Origin of the sequence: Micromonospora coerulea, from assembly GCF_016598485.1 — a bacterium.
Taxonomy (GTDB): Bacteria; Actinomycetota; Actinomycetes; order Mycobacteriales; family Micromonosporaceae; genus Micromonospora; species Micromonospora coerulea.
This window is the reverse complement of sequence record NZ_JAEMUW010000006.1, coordinates 221,067-239,821: the sequence shown is the minus strand read 5'-3', so window position 1 is coordinate 239,821 and position 18,755 is coordinate 221,067. Positions and strand designations below refer to the sequence as shown.

The following is an 18,755-nucleotide window of genomic DNA, read 5'->3' as shown; positions in this document are numbered from 1 at the left end:
CCCGCCGCCGACGAGCGCGCGGCGCGGCCGGATCCGCACCGACCGGCGCCGCCGGTCGTCACCTCCTTCCGCCAACGAACACGGGAGACCATTCGTGGCACTCACCATCCGGCGCGGCTCGCGTCGGCTGACCTTCTCCGTCCTCGCGGCCGGCGCCGGGTTCTTCGCGATGCTCCAGTCGCTGATCACCCCGGTGCTGCCGACCATCCAGCACGACCTGCACACCTCCCAGAACACCGTGACCTGGGTGCTCACCGCGTACCTGCTCTCCGCGTCGATCTTCACGCCGATCCTCGGCCGGGTCGGGGACATGGTCGGCAAGGAGCGGATGCTGGTCGTCTCCCTCACCGCGCTCGCCCTCGGCTGCCTGCTGGCCGCCGCCGCGCCGAGCATCGGCGTGCTCATCGCCGCCCGGGTCGTCCAGGGCGTCGGCGGCGCCGTCTTCCCGCTGTCGTTCGGGATCATCCGCGACGAGTTTCCCGCCGCCCGGGTGACCGCCGCCGTCGGCGCCATCTCCGCGATCGTCGCCGCCGGCGGCGGCCTGGGCGTGGTGCTGGCCGGTCCGATCGTCACCGCGCTCGACTACCGGTGGCTGTTCTGGATCCCGATGGTCGTCGTCGGGCTGACCGCCCTCGCCGCGCACCTGGTCGTACCCGAGTCGCCGGTCCGCACCCCCGGCCGGATCGACTGGCGGGCCACCCTCCTGCTCTCCGGCTGGCTGGTCGCCCTGCTGCTGCCGATCAGCAAGGGCGCGGCCTGGGGCTGGACCTCGGGCCGGGTGCTCGGCCTGCTCGCCCTGGCGGCGGTGCTGCTGGCCGGCTGGCTGGTCGCCGAGCTCCGCTCCACCAACCCGCTGATCGACATGCGGATGATGCGCCTGCCCGGGGTCTGGACGACGAACCTGGTCGCCCTGCTCTACGGCGCGTCGATGTTCTCCGTGTACGCCTTCCTGCCGCAGTTCGTGCAGACCCCGGTCGTTGCCGGCTACGGCTTCGGCGCCAGCATCACCCAGGCCGGACTGCTGATGCTGCCGATGCTGGTCGCCATGTTCGTTGCGGGCATCCTCGCCGGTCGGCTGGAGTCCCGGTTCAGCGCCAAGGCGCAGCTCGCCACCGGCGCCGCGTTCAACGTGCTCGCCTCGGCGATGCTGGCGGTCGCGCACGACACCCGCCTGGAGATCGCCGTCGCCGGTGCTCTCGTGGGCCTCGGCATCGGGCTGGCGTTCGCTTCGATGGCCAACCTGATCGTGGGCAGCGTGCCGGCCCGGCAGACCGGCGTGGCGACCGGCATGAACGCCAACATCCGCACCATCGGCGGTGCGATCGGCGCCGCCGTGGTCAGCGGCGTGATCACCGCCCACCCGCAGGCGAACGGCCTGCCCCGGGAAGCCGGCTTCACCATGGGCTTCCTGCTCCTCACCGGCCTCGCGCTGGCCGCCGCCCTCGCGGCGCTGGCCGTCCCGTCCGGCCGGCGGGCGGGGCAGCGCCGGCGGGCGGTGGCGCCGGTGCGGGGCGACGTCCCGGAGCCGGTTGACCTCGTCGCCGTCCCCGCGACCCGCTGAGCGGGCCGCGGGGCGGGCCGCGGGGCGGGCCGCGGGGGCGGGCGCTCGGGGGGCCGCAGGGTCAGTCAGGTACCCAGCGCCTGGACCCTGGCAATGGTCTCCTGAACGTGCTGCTTCGCCGGTTCCCCGCCCTGCGCCGCGTGGGCGAGGGCCTGCCGGTAGGCGTCGATCACGCCGATCAGCGGACCAGCCGCCACGCCCTCGAGGGCGCCGGCGACCAGTGCCCGGGCCTCGGCGGCGTCCTGCGCCGCGGCGGCCGTCTTGGCCTTCGCCTCGTCCAGCTTCTGGGCCGCCGCCGCCAGCCTCGCCATGATCTGCGCCGCGCTCACACGCCCTCCCCTGGTGCAACCGCCCCGGCCGGTACGCCGGGGCCGGCGAGGCGATCCTGACACGGAACGGCCCCGGCCGGCACCCGTCAGCCGGCGGCGAGCAACGCGGCGAGCCGGCGCACGGCGGGGTTGGTGGTGCCCCGGCGCCAGGCCAGTCCGATGTCGACGGTCGGGAGGGGAGCGGTGAACCGGCGCAGGCGTACCCCGGGCACCGTCACGGATCCGCGCGGTGGCGGCGTCCACCTTGGCGAGCAGCCGGCGGGTCCATCGCCATGCCGCCATCATAAGCGCGACTTATCGCCACCGGTCGATCCGGTCCTGGACCGCGCCACCCCGCCGGCGAGACGATCGGAGTCCAGCCGCCCGCGCGGGCGGCCGGCCGGGGAGGGCGGACCATGACAGGTCGGGCGGACGTGGTGGTGGTCGGTGGCGGGATCATCGGCTTGACGGCGGCGGTGCGGCTGCGAGAACGGGGCGCGCGGGTGACCCTGTTGGCCGCCGACGACCCGCCGGACACGGTGTCGGCGGTGGCCGCCGCCGTCTGGTACCCGAGCCACACCGAGGAGGACCCGCGGGTGCTGCGCTGGGCCCGGGAGACCCACACGGAGCTCGGCCGGCAGGCCGCGTCGGGCGTGCCCGGGGTGGTGGCTCGGCCGACCCGGATGCTGCTGCGCCGCCGGTGGGACGGTCCACCCTGGTGGGCGGCGGCGACCGGTGATCTGGTCGCCCGGGTGGGCGCCGGCCCGTACGCGACGGAGCTGCGGTTCACCGCGCCCACCGTGGAAATGCTGCCGTACCTGAGCTGGCTGCGGGAGCGGTTCGCCAGCGCCGGCGGGCGGCTGCTGCGCGGCCGGCTGGACCGGCTCACCGACGGCTTCGCGCTGGCCCCGACGGTGGTCAACGCCACCGGGCTGGCCGCCGGCCGGCTCGCCGACGACCCGGCCGTGCACCCGGCGCGGGGACAGCTTGTGCTGGTGGCGAACCCGGGCCTGACCACCTCGGTCCGGGACGAGGAGAACCCGGCGGGGATCACCTACGTGCATCCGCGCCGGCACGACGTCGTGCTGGGCGGCACGTTCGAGCCGGGCGAGTGGGGCACCCGGCCCGACCCGGCCACCTCGGCGGCGATCCGGCGCCGGTGCGTGGCCCTGGTGCCGGAGCTGGCCGCCGCGCCGGTGCTCGGCGAGCGGGTCGGGCTGCGGCCGGCCCGGCACGGCGGCCCGCGGGTGGCCGTGGTGCCGGGGGACGCGCCCGGGCGCCGGCTGGTGCACGCCTACGGCCACGGGGGCGCGGGCGTGACCCTCTCGTGGGGCTGCGCCGCCGAGGTGACCCGGCTGGCGCTGGACGACGCGGAGTCGCCGGCCGCGCTCCGCCCGGCTCAGCGCAGCACGCGGAACGCCAGCAGGTATGCGCAGTAGACCAGCGGCACCAGCAGGACGCAGATCACGAAGCCGAGCGGGACGAACCGCGACGGCGCGCCCGTCCCGCCGAGCACCGGCCGCCCCCACCGGCCGAGCACCAGCCAGCCCGCGACGAACGAGGCCACCGGCAGGCCGGCACACATCGCGGCGTACAGGGCGCCCAGCCCGACCACCTCCAGGCCGGAGGCGACCACCATGGCCAGCATCAGCACCGCCCCGGCGAGCGCGCAGCACGTGTAGACGGCGGCCGCGCGGGCCGGCGGCGACCAGGTCGGCAGCAGCGCCGGCCGGTGGGCGAGCGCCTCGGCCTGCTGCCGGTGCCGGTCCGCGGCATCGGCGAGCTGCCGGGCCGCCGTCAGCTCCGCCGCCGGGTCGACCGGCGCCGCGCGGGGGGCCGGCACCCCGGGGGCGTCCGCCGCGCCCCCGACCGTGGTGCCGGTCGCGTCGGTCGCGTCCGGCGCCGGCCACGAATACGCCCCGACCTCCGGCCGCCCCGGCGCGGCGGCTGCGCCGCCGGTGATCGGCGCCCCGGCGGGACCGAAACCGCGCGGGCTGACGACGGTCCCGGCCGGCTCGGTCGATTCGACGCCGGTCCGGGCCGAGGGGACGACGCCGGCCGGGGCGGTGGGAGCCCCTGGTTCGACGCCGGCCGGGGCGGTCGGTTCGACGCCGGCCGGGGCGGTGCGGACGGCGCCGGCGGTGACGTCGCCCGGCGGGGCGGCGCCGATGGCCCGGCCGAGCTCGTCGAGGCGCTGCCCCTGGGCGGTGAGCCGCTGGCCGAGCTGGCCGATCGCGGCGTGCAGCGCCCGTCGCCGGTCCGCGTCGGCGGCGGTGTCCCGGTCCGTGTCGCGCCGCTGCGCGGAGAGCTGCCGCGCGAGCCCCGCGTACTCCTCGTATCCGGGCACCGTCACCGCTCCCGATCGGGTCCGTCGTGGACGAACGGCACGATCAGCCGGATCCGGTGGTCGTGCCGGTCCACCAGCAACGCCCGGCCGTCGCGCGGGGTGTAGCTGAGGTCGTGCGTGCCGAGGTGCAGGCCCAGTTCGGCGCCGGGCACGTTCAGCGCGACGAGGCAGGCGGTGTCGTCCCGGTGCTGCGCGCCGCCGAGGTCGTCCGCGAGCCGGCGCAGCCCCCGCCACCAGCCGAGCAGGTGCACCCCGTGGCCGGGCCCGTGACGCAGCACGGCCCGCAGGTCGTCGTGGCCGGAGCGGAAGGTGTCCGGGTCGGTGGCGCCGAGCACGGTGGCGGCGGCGTCCATGCCGAACACCACCAGGTAGGTCCGGCCGGGGGCCCCGGCCGGCCCGGGCAGCGTTCCGGCGTCGGCGGCGATGTCGTGGGCGAGCCCGGCGATCCGCTCGCGCAGGCCGGCCCCGTCGAGGCGTTCGACGGGGTGGCCGGCGGCGGCCAGCTCCACGGCGAGGTCGTTGGCCCCTCCGGTCGTACCCGTGGCCAGCGGCACGAGCAGGAAGCGCGCGTCGCCGGGGGCGTGCTGCCGGGCCAGGCTCAGCGCGGCGGAGCGCACCACGTCGGCGCTGGTGGCGGCGGTGCCCACCACCGCCAGGTGCCGGCCGGGGGTGGCGTCCAGGGTGAACCCGGCGGCGCTGCCGGCCACGTCGACCGCCCGGCCGAGCAGGGCGAGCGGCGGGTCGGCGCCCGGCCGCAGCCCGGCCCACGCCGCGTCGTCGGTCAACCGAGGCGTCTCGTACCCGCGGAAGACCGCGGGTGGCGGCGCGCCCGCCGGCCGCGCTGCCCACAGCTCGTGGCGCAGCGTGGCCAGGTCCGCAGCGGCGGCGTGCGCGTCCGGGAAGCGGACCACGGTGTTCGCGCCCGGCGCGCCACCGGCGGCGTTGACCACGGCCGAGCCGATCGGCAGGGCCTTCGCCGCGTCGTTCAGCGGGTCGAGCACGCCGCCTCCGCCGGGCAGCGCCACCCGGAGCGGGAACTGGCCGAAGATCGCCTCGGCCCGGCCGTAGAGCGCCTCGATCCCGGTCATGCTCTGGCTGGCCAGCACCAGGTGCAGGCCGTACGAGCGGCCCTTGCGGGCCAGCTCCTCCAGCAGGTCGACGGCCTGCCGGGCGAGGGCGTCGTTGCCGGCGAAGAGCACGTGGAACTCGTCGACCACGGTGACGATCCGGGGCGGACGGTCCGCCGGGGACAGGTCGGCGAGCTTGGTCACGCCGTGCCGCTTCAGGACGCCGGCCCGCCGGGTCAGCTCCGCGCGCAGCTCCCGCAACACGGCCACCCCGTACTCCCGGTCGGACTCGATGCCGACCGCGCGGGCGTGCGGCAGCCAGGACGGGTCGCGCTCGGTCGGGACGAACTCGGTGAAGCTCACCCCCTCCTTGAAGTCGAGCAGGAGGAGCTGGAGGTCCGCCGGGGAGTACCGGGCGGCCAGCCCGTAGAGCACGTCGAGCAGGAACACCGTCTTGCCCGCCCCGGTACGCCCCCCGACCAGCCAGTGCGGGGTGGCGTCGTCGAAGGCCACGGCCACCTCGTCCCGCCCGGCGCGGCCGAGCACCGCCCGTAGCCCGGCACCGGCCGGCTCCGCCCAGCGTCTCGCCGGCAGCAGGTCGGTGAAGCGCGGCGTCTCGGCGCGGCGGGTGGCGGCGGCGAGCCGCGCGCCGAGCGCGGCGACCGATCCGGCCGGCGGATCCCCGTCGAGCAGGACCGGGGCGGCCAGCCCGGTGCCGTCGGCGCTGAACGGCTGCCCGGGCGGGTCGCCCACCAGCGCGTACCGCTCGTTGAGGCGGAGCTGGGTGGTCGCGCCCAGCGGCGGCGGGGCGTCACCCGGGCCGGCCGGCCGGTAACCGGCGAGCAGCACGCACACCGCGGCGGCCGGGCCGGCGTGGGTGAGCGCGGCGAGCCGGGCCAGCTCCCGGGCCGGCGGCGCGGACGCGGCGACCAGCAGCAGCAGCTCCCGGCCGGCCGGGCCGGCGTGCTGGGCCGCCCGGGCGTGCCGCTCCGCCTGGTCGAGCAGGGCGGCCACGTCGGCGGCGGTGGTGGCCGCCGGGGCGAGCACCCCGGCGTCGAGCAGCGGGCGCAACGGCAGGAACGCGGCCCCGAAGGCGACCGGGTCGATCCCGGCGACCCGGACCGCGCCGGCCGGGGCGGCGGCGAGCAGCCGCACGACCACGGCCCGCAGCAGCTCGCCGACCCGGGGGTCGCGGGCGTCGCCGTCGATCGCGAGGTGGGCGCCGCCGCCCAGCGGCAGCAGCACCGGGAAGCCACCGTCCAGGGTGGTGGCCTCGCCGACGCGGACCGGCACCGGGGCGGCCCTCAGGTCGGCGGTGCCGGGCGGCGGGCCGGCCAGGTCGGCGCCGACCCGGGCCAGCCGGGCGACCAGCTCCGCGTTGTCGGGGGCGGACGGCCCGGCCGCGGCGAGGGACCGCCGGGCGTTCTCCCAGCGGCGTACGGCCTCCCGGTGGGCGGCGACCGCCTGCCCGTACGCCGCCGCGAGCCTGCCCACCCTCTGCCCCCCGCCGCCGCCGCCGTCCACGATCGAGGGGAACCCTAACGGACGCGCACCGGGCCGGCACAGTACGCGGCGCACCGGAGGTTGGCCGAGTGTTCACCTGGCCGCCGCCGCCCACGACGGCGGCGTTGGCCTGGCCCGACTTGCCTGCTCACGGAACCAATGGCGAACAGGAAAGGCAACGACGTGACCTCCTCCCCCATCTCCCGCCGCGCCGTGCTGCGCGGCGGCGCGGCCGGCGGCCTCGGCATCGTGGTGGCCGGCAACCTGGAAGCGATCGCGGGACCGGCGAGCGCCCGCGCCGCCACCCGTCCGGCGGTCGGCTACGGCGAACTGGTGCCCGACCCGGCGGGTCTGCTGGCCCTGCCGCCCGGCTTCTCGTACACCATCGTGGCGCAGGCCGGCGCGACGCTGCTCGAGTCCGGCCAGCCGACCCCGAGCGACGCCGACGGCACCGGCTGCTTCCGCGGCCGGGAGGGCTCGGTGCTGGTCAACAACCACGAGATCGGCGGCAGCGAGCCGTACGCGGTGCCGGCGCTGGCCGGGCTCACCTACGACCCGGGCGCCCGCGGCGGCACCACCACCATCGAGGTGGACCAGCACGGCCGGCGGCTGCGCGAGTACGTCAGCGTGGCCGGCACGCACAACAACTGCGCCGGCGGCATCACCCCGTGGGGCACCTGGCTCACCGCCGAGGAGACCGAGCAACGGGCCGGCGGGGTGTTCCTCAAGGACCACGGCTACGTCTTCGAGGTCGACCCGCACGACCGGGCCGCCAACCAGAACCCGGTGGCGCTGAAGTTCCTCGGCCGCTACTCGCACGAGGCGGTCGCGGTCGACCCGTACACCCACGCGATCTTCCTGACCGAGGACGCCGGCGGGCCGAACGGCCTGTACTTCCGGTGGACGCCGCCGGACGGCTTCCGCGGCGGCAAGGGCGCGCTGCGGGCGCTGGCCGAGCGCCCCGACGGCGACACCGTCGGCCGCCTCCAGGCGATGAGCTGCTACCTGGGCAGCCAGCACGTCGCCGACCTGTCCGCGGCCACCACCCCGGGCACCCGGTACAAGGTGGAGTGGGTCGACGTGCCGGACCGGGACGCGAAGACCGTGTCGGTGCGCAAGCAGTTCACCGACGAGCAGGTGACCCGCAGCCGCAAGCTGGAGGGCGCCTGGTGGGCCGACGGCGGTGCCTACTTCGTGGCCAGCTTCGCCCGGCTCTCCGACGGCAGCACCAACGAGCACGACGGCCAGGTGTGGTTCTACGACCCGCGCACCGAGACGGTCACCCTGAAGACCATCTTCGGGGTGAACCAGGACCCGGACGCCGACGCCGGGAACTTCGACGGACCGGACAACATCACCGTCTCCCCGTACGGCGGGGTGATCCTGGCCGAGGACGGCGAGGGCGTGTCCCACCTGGTCGGGGTGACCGCGCAGGGCAAGGCGTACCCGCTGGCCCGCAACGAGCTCAACGACAGCGAGTTCACCGGCCCGACGTTCAGCGCGGACGGGACGATCCTGTTCGCCAACATCCAGTCCCCGGGTTACGTCTTCGCGATCACCGGCCCGTGGGGCCGGCCGAGCGACGCGGACGTCTGACCAGCCCTGACCCGGCCGGCGGCCCGCACGAGGGTCCGCCGGCCGGCCGGTCAGGCGGGTCGGCAGCCCGGGTCCGGCCCGGCGTCGGCGGTGGGTGCAAGGCAGCGGCCGACGGTCCGGGTGGGTGGACCGCCGACCGCCGCGTGGGGTCGACTCAGCCGATCGCCGCGGCCAGCGCCGCCAGGTAGCCGTAGCGGTAGCCGTCGGCGTCCGGGTGGTACGCCTCGATGACCCCGCTGACGTCGTGGATCCACGGGTCGGCGGCGCAGACGCCGTGCCCGGCGAAGGACGACCGGGTGTCGACGAACGTGGCGCCGGCCGCGCCCGCCCGGCCGGCGGTGACCGAGGCGAGCAGGTCGGCGGCCTCGTTGAGGATCGTCCGCTTGTAGGTGCTCATCGCCAGCCAGCCGCAGTAGTTCGTCTCGAACAGCCGCGGGTAGCCGAGGACCACCAACCGGGCGTTCGGGGCCCGGTTGCGGATCGCGGCGTACGTGGCGTCGAGCCGGCCGGGCAGGGTCGCCGTGGCGAAGCTCTTCGCGTCGTTCACCGCGTTGGTGCAGGTGGTGGTGCTGCCGAAGCGGCAGCTGGTGATGACGTCGGCGAAGCCGGCGTCGTTGCCGCCGATGGTGACGGTGACCAGGGTGGTGGTGCTGCTCAGCGAGCCCACCTGACTGTTGATCACGTCGGCGGTGACGGCGCCACCGCAGGCCGGGAAGCGGAAGCTGGTGACCGCGTGGGCCGCGGCCCAGAGCGGGGCGTACGACTTCTGGCTGCGCAGGCAGGTGGAGAGGTCGTACGGGCCGGCGCCCACTCCGGAGGAGTAGGAGTCGCCGAGGGCGACGTAGTTGACGGTTGCCGCCTGGGCGACGCCGGGAACGGCGGCGGCGCCGAGGACGGTGGCGAGGAGGGCGACCAGGACGGTGCGGACGCGACGGGACATGACGGGACCTCCACGGAACGGGGGTGGTGGAGCCCTTCGACCGCGCGCGTGGTCAGGGAGTGTGCCGGTTGTTACTAGTCGGTAATCCTATCGAAACATTTAGATCAAGTGAATGGCTGCGCATGCCGAAGGCGTTCACATCCGTCGATTAGTTGCAGGCCGCCCGACGGGGTTGGGGCCGGCCGAAGCGGGCGGCCGGCCCGCCTGCCCGAGTGAACGGCCGGCCCGCCTGCCAGAGTGGACGGCCGGCCAGCCTGCCCGAGTGGGCGGCAGGGCCGGTGGCCGAGCCGACGCTATGGAGCTGATGTCGTAGACGAATCAGCCGGGCGCGGGGCGGCCGCCTCGATCGCCCGGATGTGCCGGTAGGCGATCCACAGCGGCGGGAATGCGCCGACCGCGAAGGACAGGTCGACCAGCGTCCAGAACCAGGGGATGTCCCGGACCGGCCCGCAGATCAGCGCCAGCGGCACGATGCCGGCGCAGGCGATCATGCCGACCTGGACCACCCAGACGTTGCGCACCGGGTCGCGCAGCGGTCCCCAGAACGCCACCGCGAGCACCAGGTGGGCGAAGGCCAGCCAGTCGGTGCCGTACCGCATGAACGGGTAGCGGTCACCGGTCTCGACCAGTCCGGTGTGGACCCGCTCGATCCAGCCGACCAGCGCCGGGAGCTGCCCGGAGAGCGGGTCCAGCGCCCGCAGCAGCCAGCGCACCTCGATCTCCAGCGGGAAGGCGGTCACCCCGCTCAGGAACAGACCCACCACCACGACCCACAGCCACCCGCGCACCCGGCGCAGGCGCTTCTCGATGTCCATGGCGGCAGCGTAACGATGATCTTCGCGGCGCTTCGTACCCGAACGGGCCGGACCGGGGCCTGGGAACCGTGTCCTCGCGCACAGCGCGACGTACGGGAGGACGACGTGTCGGCCGACGACCCGACGCCCCCGCCAGGACGACCCCGCTGCGCGCTACGCCACGCGGTGCCGCGCTACGCCGCGCTGCGCCTCGCTCGCCGCCGACCTGACGATCCCGTGGAAGACGCCGCGAGACTCCGGGGGCGCACCTGAATCGTCTACGACATCAGCTCCATAGCGTCCGCCGCGCACGCCCGGTTCCGGTCTCTTGGCAGGCGGAACGGGGCGTTCGACGGCGCGGCCCGACGCCGGCGGTCACCGCCACGCACCCTGGGAGATGTCTCGGTCGAGCGCCACCCGGCCGAACCCGACGCCGGAGCCGGGTGAACCTGCGTGGGTGCAGCGGGGCGACGACGTCGGGTCCGGGCCGAGACGGCCCGGACGGTGCCGGGCCCCTCAGTCGGAGCAGGGGCAGTCGGCCAGGTGGGCGGGCTTCCGGGCCCGGTCGGTGAGCCGAGGGCGGCGGGTGCGGGGCGGGGCGCAGCCCGCGCAATCGTCGGCCGCCCGGACCGCCTGGCTGGACCGGAGCCGCCCGGAACCGGGGCGGAGCCCGGTCAGCCGCAGGCCGGGCGGCGGGCTCCCCACCGGCAGCGGCGGGCGGGCCGGCGCGACGGCCATGGCCGCGGTCGCGGTGGTGGCGGCGATGGTGGTGGCGGCGGTGGCGGGCCGGACGATGCGGGCGGCCGTGGCGGCGACCAGGCGCACCGGTCGACGTACGGCGGGCGCGGTCATGGCCAGGGTGACCCGGCGGCGCACCCGGCAGTCGTGCAGCCGGTCGAACGCCACGGCCGCCACGGCGGTCGCGATCGCGGTGACCGCGCCGGCCAGCACCAGGGTCTGCCGGGGTCCGGCGTGCTCGGAGAGCCAGCCGAGCAGGGGCGCGCCGACCGCGGCGGAGACCGAGCCGGTGACCGCCAGGGCGGCCAGCACCCGACCCCGCATGGCGTAGTCGGTGTCGAGCTGGGCCCGGGCGCCGACCGTGGTATCGATGATCACGGCCGCCGCGGCGACGGGGAGGATCACCCCGGCGAAGCTCATGGTGCCCGGGGCCAGGCCGGCGGCGATCTGGAGCACGCTGGCCAGCAGGCCGGCGCCGACCAGCAGGCCGTAACCCAGCTCCCGGCGGCGGGCCGCGACCAGCGCACCGAGCACCGTGCCGACCGCGAAAACCGTGGAGAGCAGGCCGTAGCCGGACGCCCCGCCGTGCAGCGGCCCGTCGCTCATCGCCGCCATGGTCACCTGGTAGTTGCGACCCAGGCTGCCCAGCACGAACGACAGCGCCAACGCCACCAGCACCACGGGCTGGCGCAGCACGTACCGGAAGCCGGCCAGGATGCCCCCGGTGGCCGGTGCCGCGCCGGCCGGCGAGGACTCCCCGGCGTGCCGCTCCCCGTCCGATACGGCGAACAGGGCCGCCACCACCGCGACGAAGCTCACCGCGTTGACCAGGAACAGCAGCGCGGGGCCGACGGCGGCGACCACCACGGCGCCCAGGCTCATGCCGAGAATGCGCCCGGCGGAGTTGGTGAGCGAACCGAGCGCGAGCGCGTTGCCCAGGCTCTCCCGGTCGACCAGCATGGAGGACCAGCGGCCCGACACCGGGCCCTCGATCGCCGACACGGCGCCGGTGCCCAGCGAGATCGCGAAGATCGCGGGGAGCCCGCCGGCCCCGGTGATGGCGACCACGGCCAGCCCGGCAGCCAGGCCGGCGTGCACCACCTGGGCGCCGATCAGCAGCGGCTTGGCCGGCAGCCGGTCGGCGAGCGCGCCGCCCCACACGCTGAGGAGCAGCGTGGGCAGGGCCTGGAGCAGGACGGCGAGACCCATCGAGGTCGCCGAGCCGGTCGCCGAGAGGACGTACCAGTTGACCCCGAGCACCTGCATCCAGGTACCGATCACCGACACGAATCCAGCGCCGGCCCAGATCCGGTAGTTCCGGTGGCGTAGCGCGGCGAACGTGCTTCCGAGGGCCACGAGGGCCTCCCCGTCCAGACGACGACATGACGAAGCCGAACCCACGGTGGGTTCGGCAGCGGCCAAGTCTGCCGCCCCTTAAACCTATTTGCCGGTTTCGTGAGCAGGCTCACCGGCTCGACGGCGTCGGCGGGGGGCACCCCCGCCAGCCGAGGCAGGCCCCGGTACGGACCGGACACCGACGCCGAACACCCCGGCCCGGGACGCGTACGTCCGGACCGGGGTGCGGGTGGGGCGACGGCGCCCGGGGTCAGCGGGCGGCGAGCGGCTGCCGGGCCGGATCCACCGGGGCGGGTAGGGTGCCCACCCCGTCCAGGTACGAGTGGATCGCCGCGGCGGCGGCGCGCCCCTCGGCGATGGCCCACACGATCAGCGAGGCGCCCCGGTGCATGTCGCCGGCGACGAAGACGCCGTCGGCGTCGGCGTCGGTCTGCCAGTCCGGCCGGGCATCCACCGCGCCGCGGGCGTTGCGGGCCACCCCGAACTGGGCCAGCAGCGGCTGCACCTCGGTCCCCTCGAAGCCGATGGCCAGCAGCACCAGGTCGGCCGGCAGTTCCCGCTCGGAGCCGGGCAGCGGGGTGACGATCCGGCGGCCGTCCCGCTTCTCCACCGTCACCTCGGCGATCCGGACCCCCTTGACCTGGCCGGTGCCGTCGTCGACGAACTCCTGCACCGCGACGGCGAAGACCCGCGCGCCGCCCTCCTCGTGCGCCGGGTAGTTACGCAGCACCCACGGCCACGTCGGCCACGGGTCCCGGGCGGCGTCCCGGGTCTCCGGCGGCTCGGGGTAGAGGTCGAGCTGGTGGACGCCGGCGGCGCCCTGCCGGTGTGCCACCCCGAGGCAGTCGGCGGCGGTGTCGCCACCGCCGATGATCACCACGTGCTTGCCGGTCGCGTCGATCGGCGTGCCGTCGGGCAGCACGGCAAGCGCCGGCCGGCCGTCGCCGGCCGCGGCCACCACCCGGTTGGCGGCGACCAGGTGGGACATCGCCTGGTGCACGCCGCGCAGCTCGCGCCCCGGCGTCTCCGGGGTGTCCCGGCCCTGCAACGCCCCGCAGGCGAGCAGCACCGCGTCGTGCCGGGCCCGCAACTCCTCGGCGGTGACGTCCACGCCGACGTTCACCCCGGTGCGGAACTGCACGCCCTCCGCGGCGAGCTGGGCCAGCCGCCGGTCGATGTGCCGCTTCTCCAGCTTGAAGTCGGGAATGCCGTACCGGAGCAGGCCGCCCAGCGCGTCGTCGCGCTCGTACACGGTGACGGCGTGACCCGCGCGGGCGAGCTGCTGCGCGGCGGCGAGCCCGGCGGGGCCGGACCCGACCACAGCGACCGACCGACCGGTCGGCGCCGCCACCGGGCGGGGCCGCAACCCGCCGCGGGCCACCGCGGCATCGGCGATCTCCACCTCGACCTGCTTGATGGTGACCGGCTGGCCGCCGCCGATGCCGAGCACGCAGGCGGCCTCGCACGGCGCCGGGCAGAGCCGCCCGGTGAACTCCGGGAAGTTGTTGGTGGCGTGCAGCGAATCCACCGCCGCGTCCCAGTCGCCGGTGCGGACCAGGTCGTTCCAGTCCGGGATGCGGTTGCCCAGCGGGCAGCCCTCGTGGCAGAACGGGATGCCGCAGTCCATGCACCGGGTGGCCTGCTCGCGGATCAGCTCCGCACCGGCCGCCGGGTAGACCTCCCGCCAGTCGGTGATCCGCACCGGCACGGGGCGACGGGCGGGCAGCCGCCGGTTGTAGCGCAGGAAACCGTTCGGGTCAGGCACGAGCCACCTCCTGGGCGACCACCCGCGGCGCGGGCGGCACCGGCATGGACGAATCGGACGCCGCCGACTGCGGTGCTGAGGCGGCTGGCGCCGCCAGTTCACTCATCACCGCGTCGTCGACGTCACGGCCGGCGGCTTCGGCGGCTCGCATGATCTCCAGCACCAGGCGGTAGTCCCGGGGCACCACGGCGGTGAACTCCTCCACCGCCTCCGGCCAGCGCTTCAACAGCTCCCCGGCGACCGCCGAATCGGTCTCGGCGAAGTGCCGCTGCACCAGCTCGTGCAGCCGGTCCCGCTCCTCGGGCCGCAGCGGGGCGAGGTCGACCAGTTCGGCGTTGACCCGTGCGCGGTCGAGCCGCCAGACGAAGGCGGTGCCGCCGGACATGCCGGCGGCGAAGTTGCGCCCGGTCTCGCCGAGCACTACCACCGTGCCGCCGGTCATGTACTCGCAGCCGTGGTCGCCGACCCCCTCGACGACGGCCGCCGCGCCGGAGTTGCGCACCGCGAACCGCTCACCGACCCGGCCGCGCAGGAACACCTCGCCCGCGGTCGCGCCGTACAGGATGGTGTTGCCGGCGATGATCTGGTCCTCGGCCCGCTCCCCCGGCCCGGCCTCGTCGTCGACGAACGGCGCCGCGGGGTCCGGGCGGACGATGAGCCGGCCGCCGGAGAGGCCCTTGCCGACGTAGTCGTTGGCGTCGCCGTGCAGCCGCAGGGTGACCCCGCGCGGCAGGAACGCGCCGAACGACTGGCCGGCGGTGCCGTGCAGCAGGAACTCGATGGTGTCCGCCGGCAGGCCGGCGCCGCCGAAGCGGCGGGTCACCTCGCCGCCGAGCATCGCGCCGACGCTGCGGTGCTCGTTGCGGACGGCCACCTCGACCCGGACCGGCGTGCCGTCGCGCAGCGCCGGCTGCGCCAGCGCGATCAGCTCGTTGTCCAGGGCCAGCTCCAGGCCGTGGTCCTGGGCCCGGATCCCGCGCCGCGCGGCACCCGCCGGCAGCTCCGGCAGGTGCAGTACGGGCGCCAGGTCCAGCCCGTGCCCCTTCCAGTGGTCGATCGCCGGGGTGACGTCGAGCAGCTCGGTCTGCCCGATCGCCTCCTCGATCGACCGGAAGCCCAGCTCGGCGAGGTAGCCGCGGACCTCTTCGGCGAGGAAGAGGAAGAAGTTCTCCACGAACTCCGGCTTGCCGGTGAACCGCTCGCGCAGCACCGGGTTCTGAGTGGCGATGCCGACCGGGCAGGTGTCGAGGTGGCAGACCCGCATCATCACGCAGCCCTCGACGATCAGCGGGGCGGTGGCGAAGCCGAACTCCTCGGCACCGAGCAGCGCCGCGATGAGCACGTCCCGGCCGGTCTTGAGCTGGCCGTCGACCTGCACCGTGACCCGGTCGCGCAGCTTGTTGAGCAGCAGCGTCTGCTGCGCCTCGGCCAGGCCCAGCTCCCACGGGGTGCCGGCGTGCTTGAGCGAGTTGAGCGGGGACGCGCCGGTGCCGCCGTCGTGGCCGGAAATCAGGATGACGTCGGCCTTGAGCTTGGCGACGCCGGCCGCGACGGTGCCCACGCCGACCTCGCTGACCAGCTTGACGTGCACCCGGGCGGCCGGGTTGACGCACTTCAGGTCGTGCACGAGCTGGGCGAGGTCCTCGATGGAGTAGATGTCGTGGTGCGGCGGCGGGGAGATCAGGCCGACGCCCGGGGTGGCGTGCCGGGTCCGGGCGATCCACGGCCAGACCTTGTTGCCGGGCAGCTGGCCGCCCTCGCCGGGCTTGGCGCCCTGGGCCATCTTGATCTGGAGGTCGTCGGCGTTGACCAGGTATTCGCTGGTCACCCCGAACCGGCCGCTGGCGATCTGCTTGACCGCCGAGCGGCGGGCCGGGTCGTGCAGCCGGTCGACGTCCTCGCCGCCCTCGCCGGTGTTGGACTTGCCGCCGAGGCGGTTCATCGCGATGGCCAGGGTCTCGTGCGCCTCCGCCGAGATCGACCCGTACGACATGGCGCCGGTGGCGAACCGCTTGACGATCTCGGTGGCCGGCTCGACCTCGTCCAGCGGCACCGCCGGGCGCACCCCGGTACGCAGGGTGAACAGCCCGCGCAGCGAGCCGGCTCGGGCGGCCAGCTCGTCGACCTTGGCGGTGTACTGCCGGAAGACGTCGTACTGGCGGCTGCGGGTGGCGTGCTGGAGCAGGAAGACCGTCTCCGGGTTGAACAGGTGCAGCTCGCCCTCGCGGCGCCACTGGTACTCGCCGCCGACCTCCAGCCGGTCGGAGCTCTGCGCGCCCGGCGCCGGCCAGGCGAGCGAGTGCCGGGCGGCCACCTCGGCGTGGATCTCGTTCAGCCCGATTCCGCTGATCTTGCTCGGGGTGCCGCGGAAGTACCGCTCGACCAGCCGGGTGTCCAGGCCAACCGCCTCGAAGACCTGCGCGCCGCAGTACGACGAGACCGTCGAGATGCCCATCTTGGACATGATCTTCAGGACGCCCTTGCCGAGCGCCTTGACGTAGTTGCGGACGGCCTTGGCGGGGTCCATGCCGACGAGCGCGCCGGTGGCGATCATGTCCTCCACCGACTCGAAGGCCAGGTACGGGTTGACCGCCGCCGCGCCGTACCCGATCAGCACCGCCGCGTGGTGCACCTCGCGGCAGTCGCCGGACTCCACGATCAGCGCCGCCTGGGTCCGGGTCTGCTCGCGGACCAGGTGCTGGTGCACCGCCGCGGTGAGCAGCAGCGACGGGATCGGGGCGAGGTCGGCGTTGGAGTCCCGGTCCGACAGCACCAGGATCCGGACGCCGTCCTCGATCGCCTCGGAGACGTGCCGGCAGATCTCGGTCAGCCGGGCCTTGATTCCGGCCCCGCCGTCGCGGACCCGGTACAGCCCGGAGACCCGTACCGCCTTGAAGCCGGGCAGGTCGCCGTCCTCGTCGATGGAGAGGATCTTGGCCAGCTCGTCGTTGTCGATCACCGGGTAGGGCAGCACGATCTGTCGGCAGCTCGCCGCGTTCGGGGCGAGCAGGTTCCCCTCCGGCCCGATGGTGGAGGCCAGGCTGGTCACCAGCTCCTCCCGGATGGCGTCCAGCGGAGGGTTGGTGACCTGGGCGAAGAGCTGGTGGAAGTAGTCGTAGAGGAGCCGCGGCCGGGTCGACAGCGGGGCGATCGGGGTGTCCGTACCCATCGAGCCGATCGGCTCCGCGCCGGCCCGCGCCATTGGCGCGAGCAGGATCTTCAGCTCCTCCTCGGTGTAGCCGAAGGTCTGCTGGCGGCGGCGCACCGAGTCGTGGGTGTAGACGGTGTGCTCGCGCGGCGGCAGGTCGTCCAGCTCGATCAGGCCGGCGTGCAGCCACTCGTCGTACGGCTGGGCGGCGGCCAGCTCGGCCTTGATCTCGTCGTCGGAGACGATCCGGTGGTTGACCGTGTCGACCAGGAACATCTTCCCGGGCTGGAGGCGGCCCTTGGCGACCACCCGGGCCGGGTCGAGGTCGAGCACGCCGGCCTCACTGCCCAGCACCACCAGCCCGTCGGCGGTGCGCCACCAGCGGCCGGGGCGTAGCCCGTTGCGGTCCAGCACCGCGCCGACGATCTCGCCGTCGGTGAAGGCGACCGAGGCCGGCCCGTCCCACGGCTCCATCAGGCTGGCGTGGAACCGGTAGAAGGCGCGCTTGTCGGCGCGCATCTCCGGGTCGTTCTCCCAGGCCTCCGGGATCATCATCAGCACCGCGTGCGGCAGGCTCCGCCCCGCCAGGTGCAGCAGCTCCAGCACCTCGTCGAAGTTCGCCGAGTCCGAGGCGCCCGGGGTGCAGACCGGGAAGACCCGGCGGATGTTGCCTGGCAGGTTCGGGCTGCGCAGCAGCGCCTCGCGGGCCTGCATCCAGTTCCGGTTGCCGCGGATCGTGTTGATCTCGCCGTTGTGCGCGATGAACCGGTACGGGTGGGCCAGCGGCCAGGACGGGAAGGTGTTGGTGGAGAAGCGCGAGTGGACCAGCGCGATCGCGCTGACCAGCCGCGGGTCGGTCAGCTCCGGGTAGTACGCCGGGAGCTGGTCCGGGGTGAGCATGCCCTTCCAGACCATGGTGCGGCCGGACAGCGACGGGAAGTACACCGGCGCGCCCCGCTCGGCGGTCTCCCGCTCGGCCTGCTTGCGCACGCAGAACGCCACCCGCTCCAGGTCCAGCCCGCCCAGCGCCGACCCGGCCGGGCCGGCCGGGGAATCGGTCAACCGGTGCGCGGCGAGGAAGAGCTGCCGCACCCGGGGCGTCGCCGCGAGCGCGGTCTCGCCGAGACCGGTCGGGTCGGTCGGCACGTCCCGCCACCCGAGCACGTCGGCCCCCTCCACCAGGGCGTACTTCTCCACCACCCGGCGCGCGAGCGCCTCACCCGCGTCGTCGTCGGGGAGGAAGACCAGGCCGGTGGCATACTGGCCGGCGGGCGGCAGCGGGAACTCGACCACGGCGCGCAGGAACGCGTCCGGCACCTGGATCATGATGCCGGCGCCGTCACCGGTGTTGTGCTCCGCGCCCCGGGCGCCCCGGTGGTCCAGCCGGCAGAGTGCGTCGAGACCGTTGGCGACGACCTCGTGCGACCGGCGCCCGTGCAGGTCGGCCACGAAGGCCACGCCGCACGCGTCGTGCTCCTGCGCGGGGTCGTAGAGGCCCGTGGCGGGCGGGGCCGACTGAGGGCTGAGAGGGTACGGAAAGGCCACCGGGCCTCCTGTCGTCACTCAGGTTGGATCATGGTCGGGACGACGTCGGCCCTTGTGGGTTTATTGAGTCTACGTTAGGGCGTACGG

At 75.2% G+C, this 18,755-nt stretch carries 12 protein-coding genes; 3 read left to right on the top strand and 9 right to left on the bottom strand.

The annotated features are described in order from the left end of the window. The first annotated feature begins 94 nt into the window (after positions 1–94). The gene (locus I8N68_RS11020) at positions 95–1,561 is read left to right on the top strand and encodes an MFS transporter (RefSeq protein WP_307812763.1); all 1,467 of its coding nucleotides are present in this window, start codon (positions 95–97) and stop codon (positions 1,559–1,561) included. 65 nt (positions 1,562–1,626) lie between these two features. Here the strand turns inward: I8N68_RS11020 and I8N68_RS33890 are convergent, their stop codons facing one another. Continuing rightward, positions 1,627–1,890, bottom strand: a complete 264-nt coding sequence (locus I8N68_RS33890) for a DUF6244 family protein (protein WP_200209792.1) — start codon at positions 1,888–1,890, stop codon at positions 1,627–1,629. Between the two features lie 86 nt (positions 1,891–1,976). Then, a complete protein-coding gene (locus I8N68_RS33885; RefSeq protein ID WP_307812761.1) occupies positions 1,977–2,108 on the bottom strand; it encodes a type 2 periplasmic-binding domain-containing protein in 132 nt (43 codons plus the stop codon). A gap of 177 nt (positions 2,109–2,285) precedes the next feature. Between I8N68_RS33885 and I8N68_RS11010 the strand changes: the two genes are divergently transcribed. Continuing rightward, complete coding sequence (locus tag I8N68_RS11010; RefSeq protein ID WP_200209791.1) at positions 2,286–3,308, top strand: FAD-dependent oxidoreductase; 1,023 nt, start codon at positions 2,286–2,288, stop codon at positions 3,306–3,308. Here I8N68_RS11010 and I8N68_RS11005 read toward each other — a convergent pair. Together I8N68_RS11005 and I8N68_RS11000 are read right to left on the bottom strand one after the other, a co-directional pair. Further along, positions 3,269–4,222: a hypothetical protein gene (locus tag I8N68_RS11005; protein WP_234039327.1), complete on the bottom strand. Its 954-nt coding sequence runs from the start codon at positions 4,220–4,222 to the stop codon at positions 3,269–3,271. The genes I8N68_RS11010 and I8N68_RS11005 overlap by 40 nt on opposite strands. After that, positions 4,219–6,777, bottom strand: a complete 2,559-nt coding sequence (locus I8N68_RS11000) for an FtsK/SpoIIIE domain-containing protein (RefSeq protein WP_200209790.1) — start codon at positions 6,775–6,777, stop codon at positions 4,219–4,221. The genes I8N68_RS11005 and I8N68_RS11000 overlap by 4 nt, the downstream gene beginning before the upstream one ends. Before the next feature lie 192 nt (positions 6,778–6,969). On the opposite strand from I8N68_RS11000, the gene I8N68_RS10995 reads away from it, so the two are divergent. After that, positions 6,970–8,382: an alkaline phosphatase PhoX gene (locus I8N68_RS10995; protein ID WP_200209789.1), complete on the top strand. Its 1,413-nt coding sequence runs from the start codon at positions 6,970–6,972 to the stop codon at positions 8,380–8,382. 154 nt (positions 8,383–8,536) lie between these two features. Here I8N68_RS10995 and I8N68_RS10990 read toward each other — a convergent pair whose 3' ends face one another. The 5 genes from I8N68_RS10990 to gltB form a co-directional block, all read right to left on the bottom strand. Next, a complete protein-coding gene (locus tag I8N68_RS10990) occupies positions 8,537–9,322 on the bottom strand; it encodes an SGNH/GDSL hydrolase family protein (RefSeq protein WP_200209788.1) in 786 nt (261 codons plus the stop codon). 293 nt (positions 9,323–9,615) lie between these two features. Beyond that, the gene (locus tag I8N68_RS10985) at positions 9,616–10,137 is read right to left on the bottom strand and encodes a hypothetical protein (protein ID WP_200209787.1); all 522 of its coding nucleotides are present in this window, start codon (positions 10,135–10,137) and stop codon (positions 9,616–9,618) included. A gap of 495 nt (positions 10,138–10,632) precedes the next feature. Beyond that, positions 10,633–12,210: an MFS transporter gene (locus tag I8N68_RS10980; RefSeq protein ID WP_200209786.1), complete on the bottom strand. Its 1,578-nt coding sequence runs from the start codon at positions 12,208–12,210 to the stop codon at positions 10,633–10,635. A 250-nt stretch (positions 12,211–12,460) separates the two neighbouring features. Then, a complete protein-coding gene (locus tag I8N68_RS10975) occupies positions 12,461–13,975 on the bottom strand; it encodes a glutamate synthase subunit beta (protein WP_200209785.1) in 1,515 nt (504 codons plus the stop codon). Continuing rightward, complete coding sequence (gltB, locus tag I8N68_RS10970) at positions 13,968–18,668, bottom strand: glutamate synthase large subunit (RefSeq protein ID WP_200209784.1); 4,701 nt, start codon at positions 18,666–18,668, stop codon at positions 13,968–13,970. Before gltB ends, I8N68_RS10975 begins: the two co-directional genes overlap by 8 nt. Positions 18,669–18,755 lie beyond the last annotated feature (87 nt).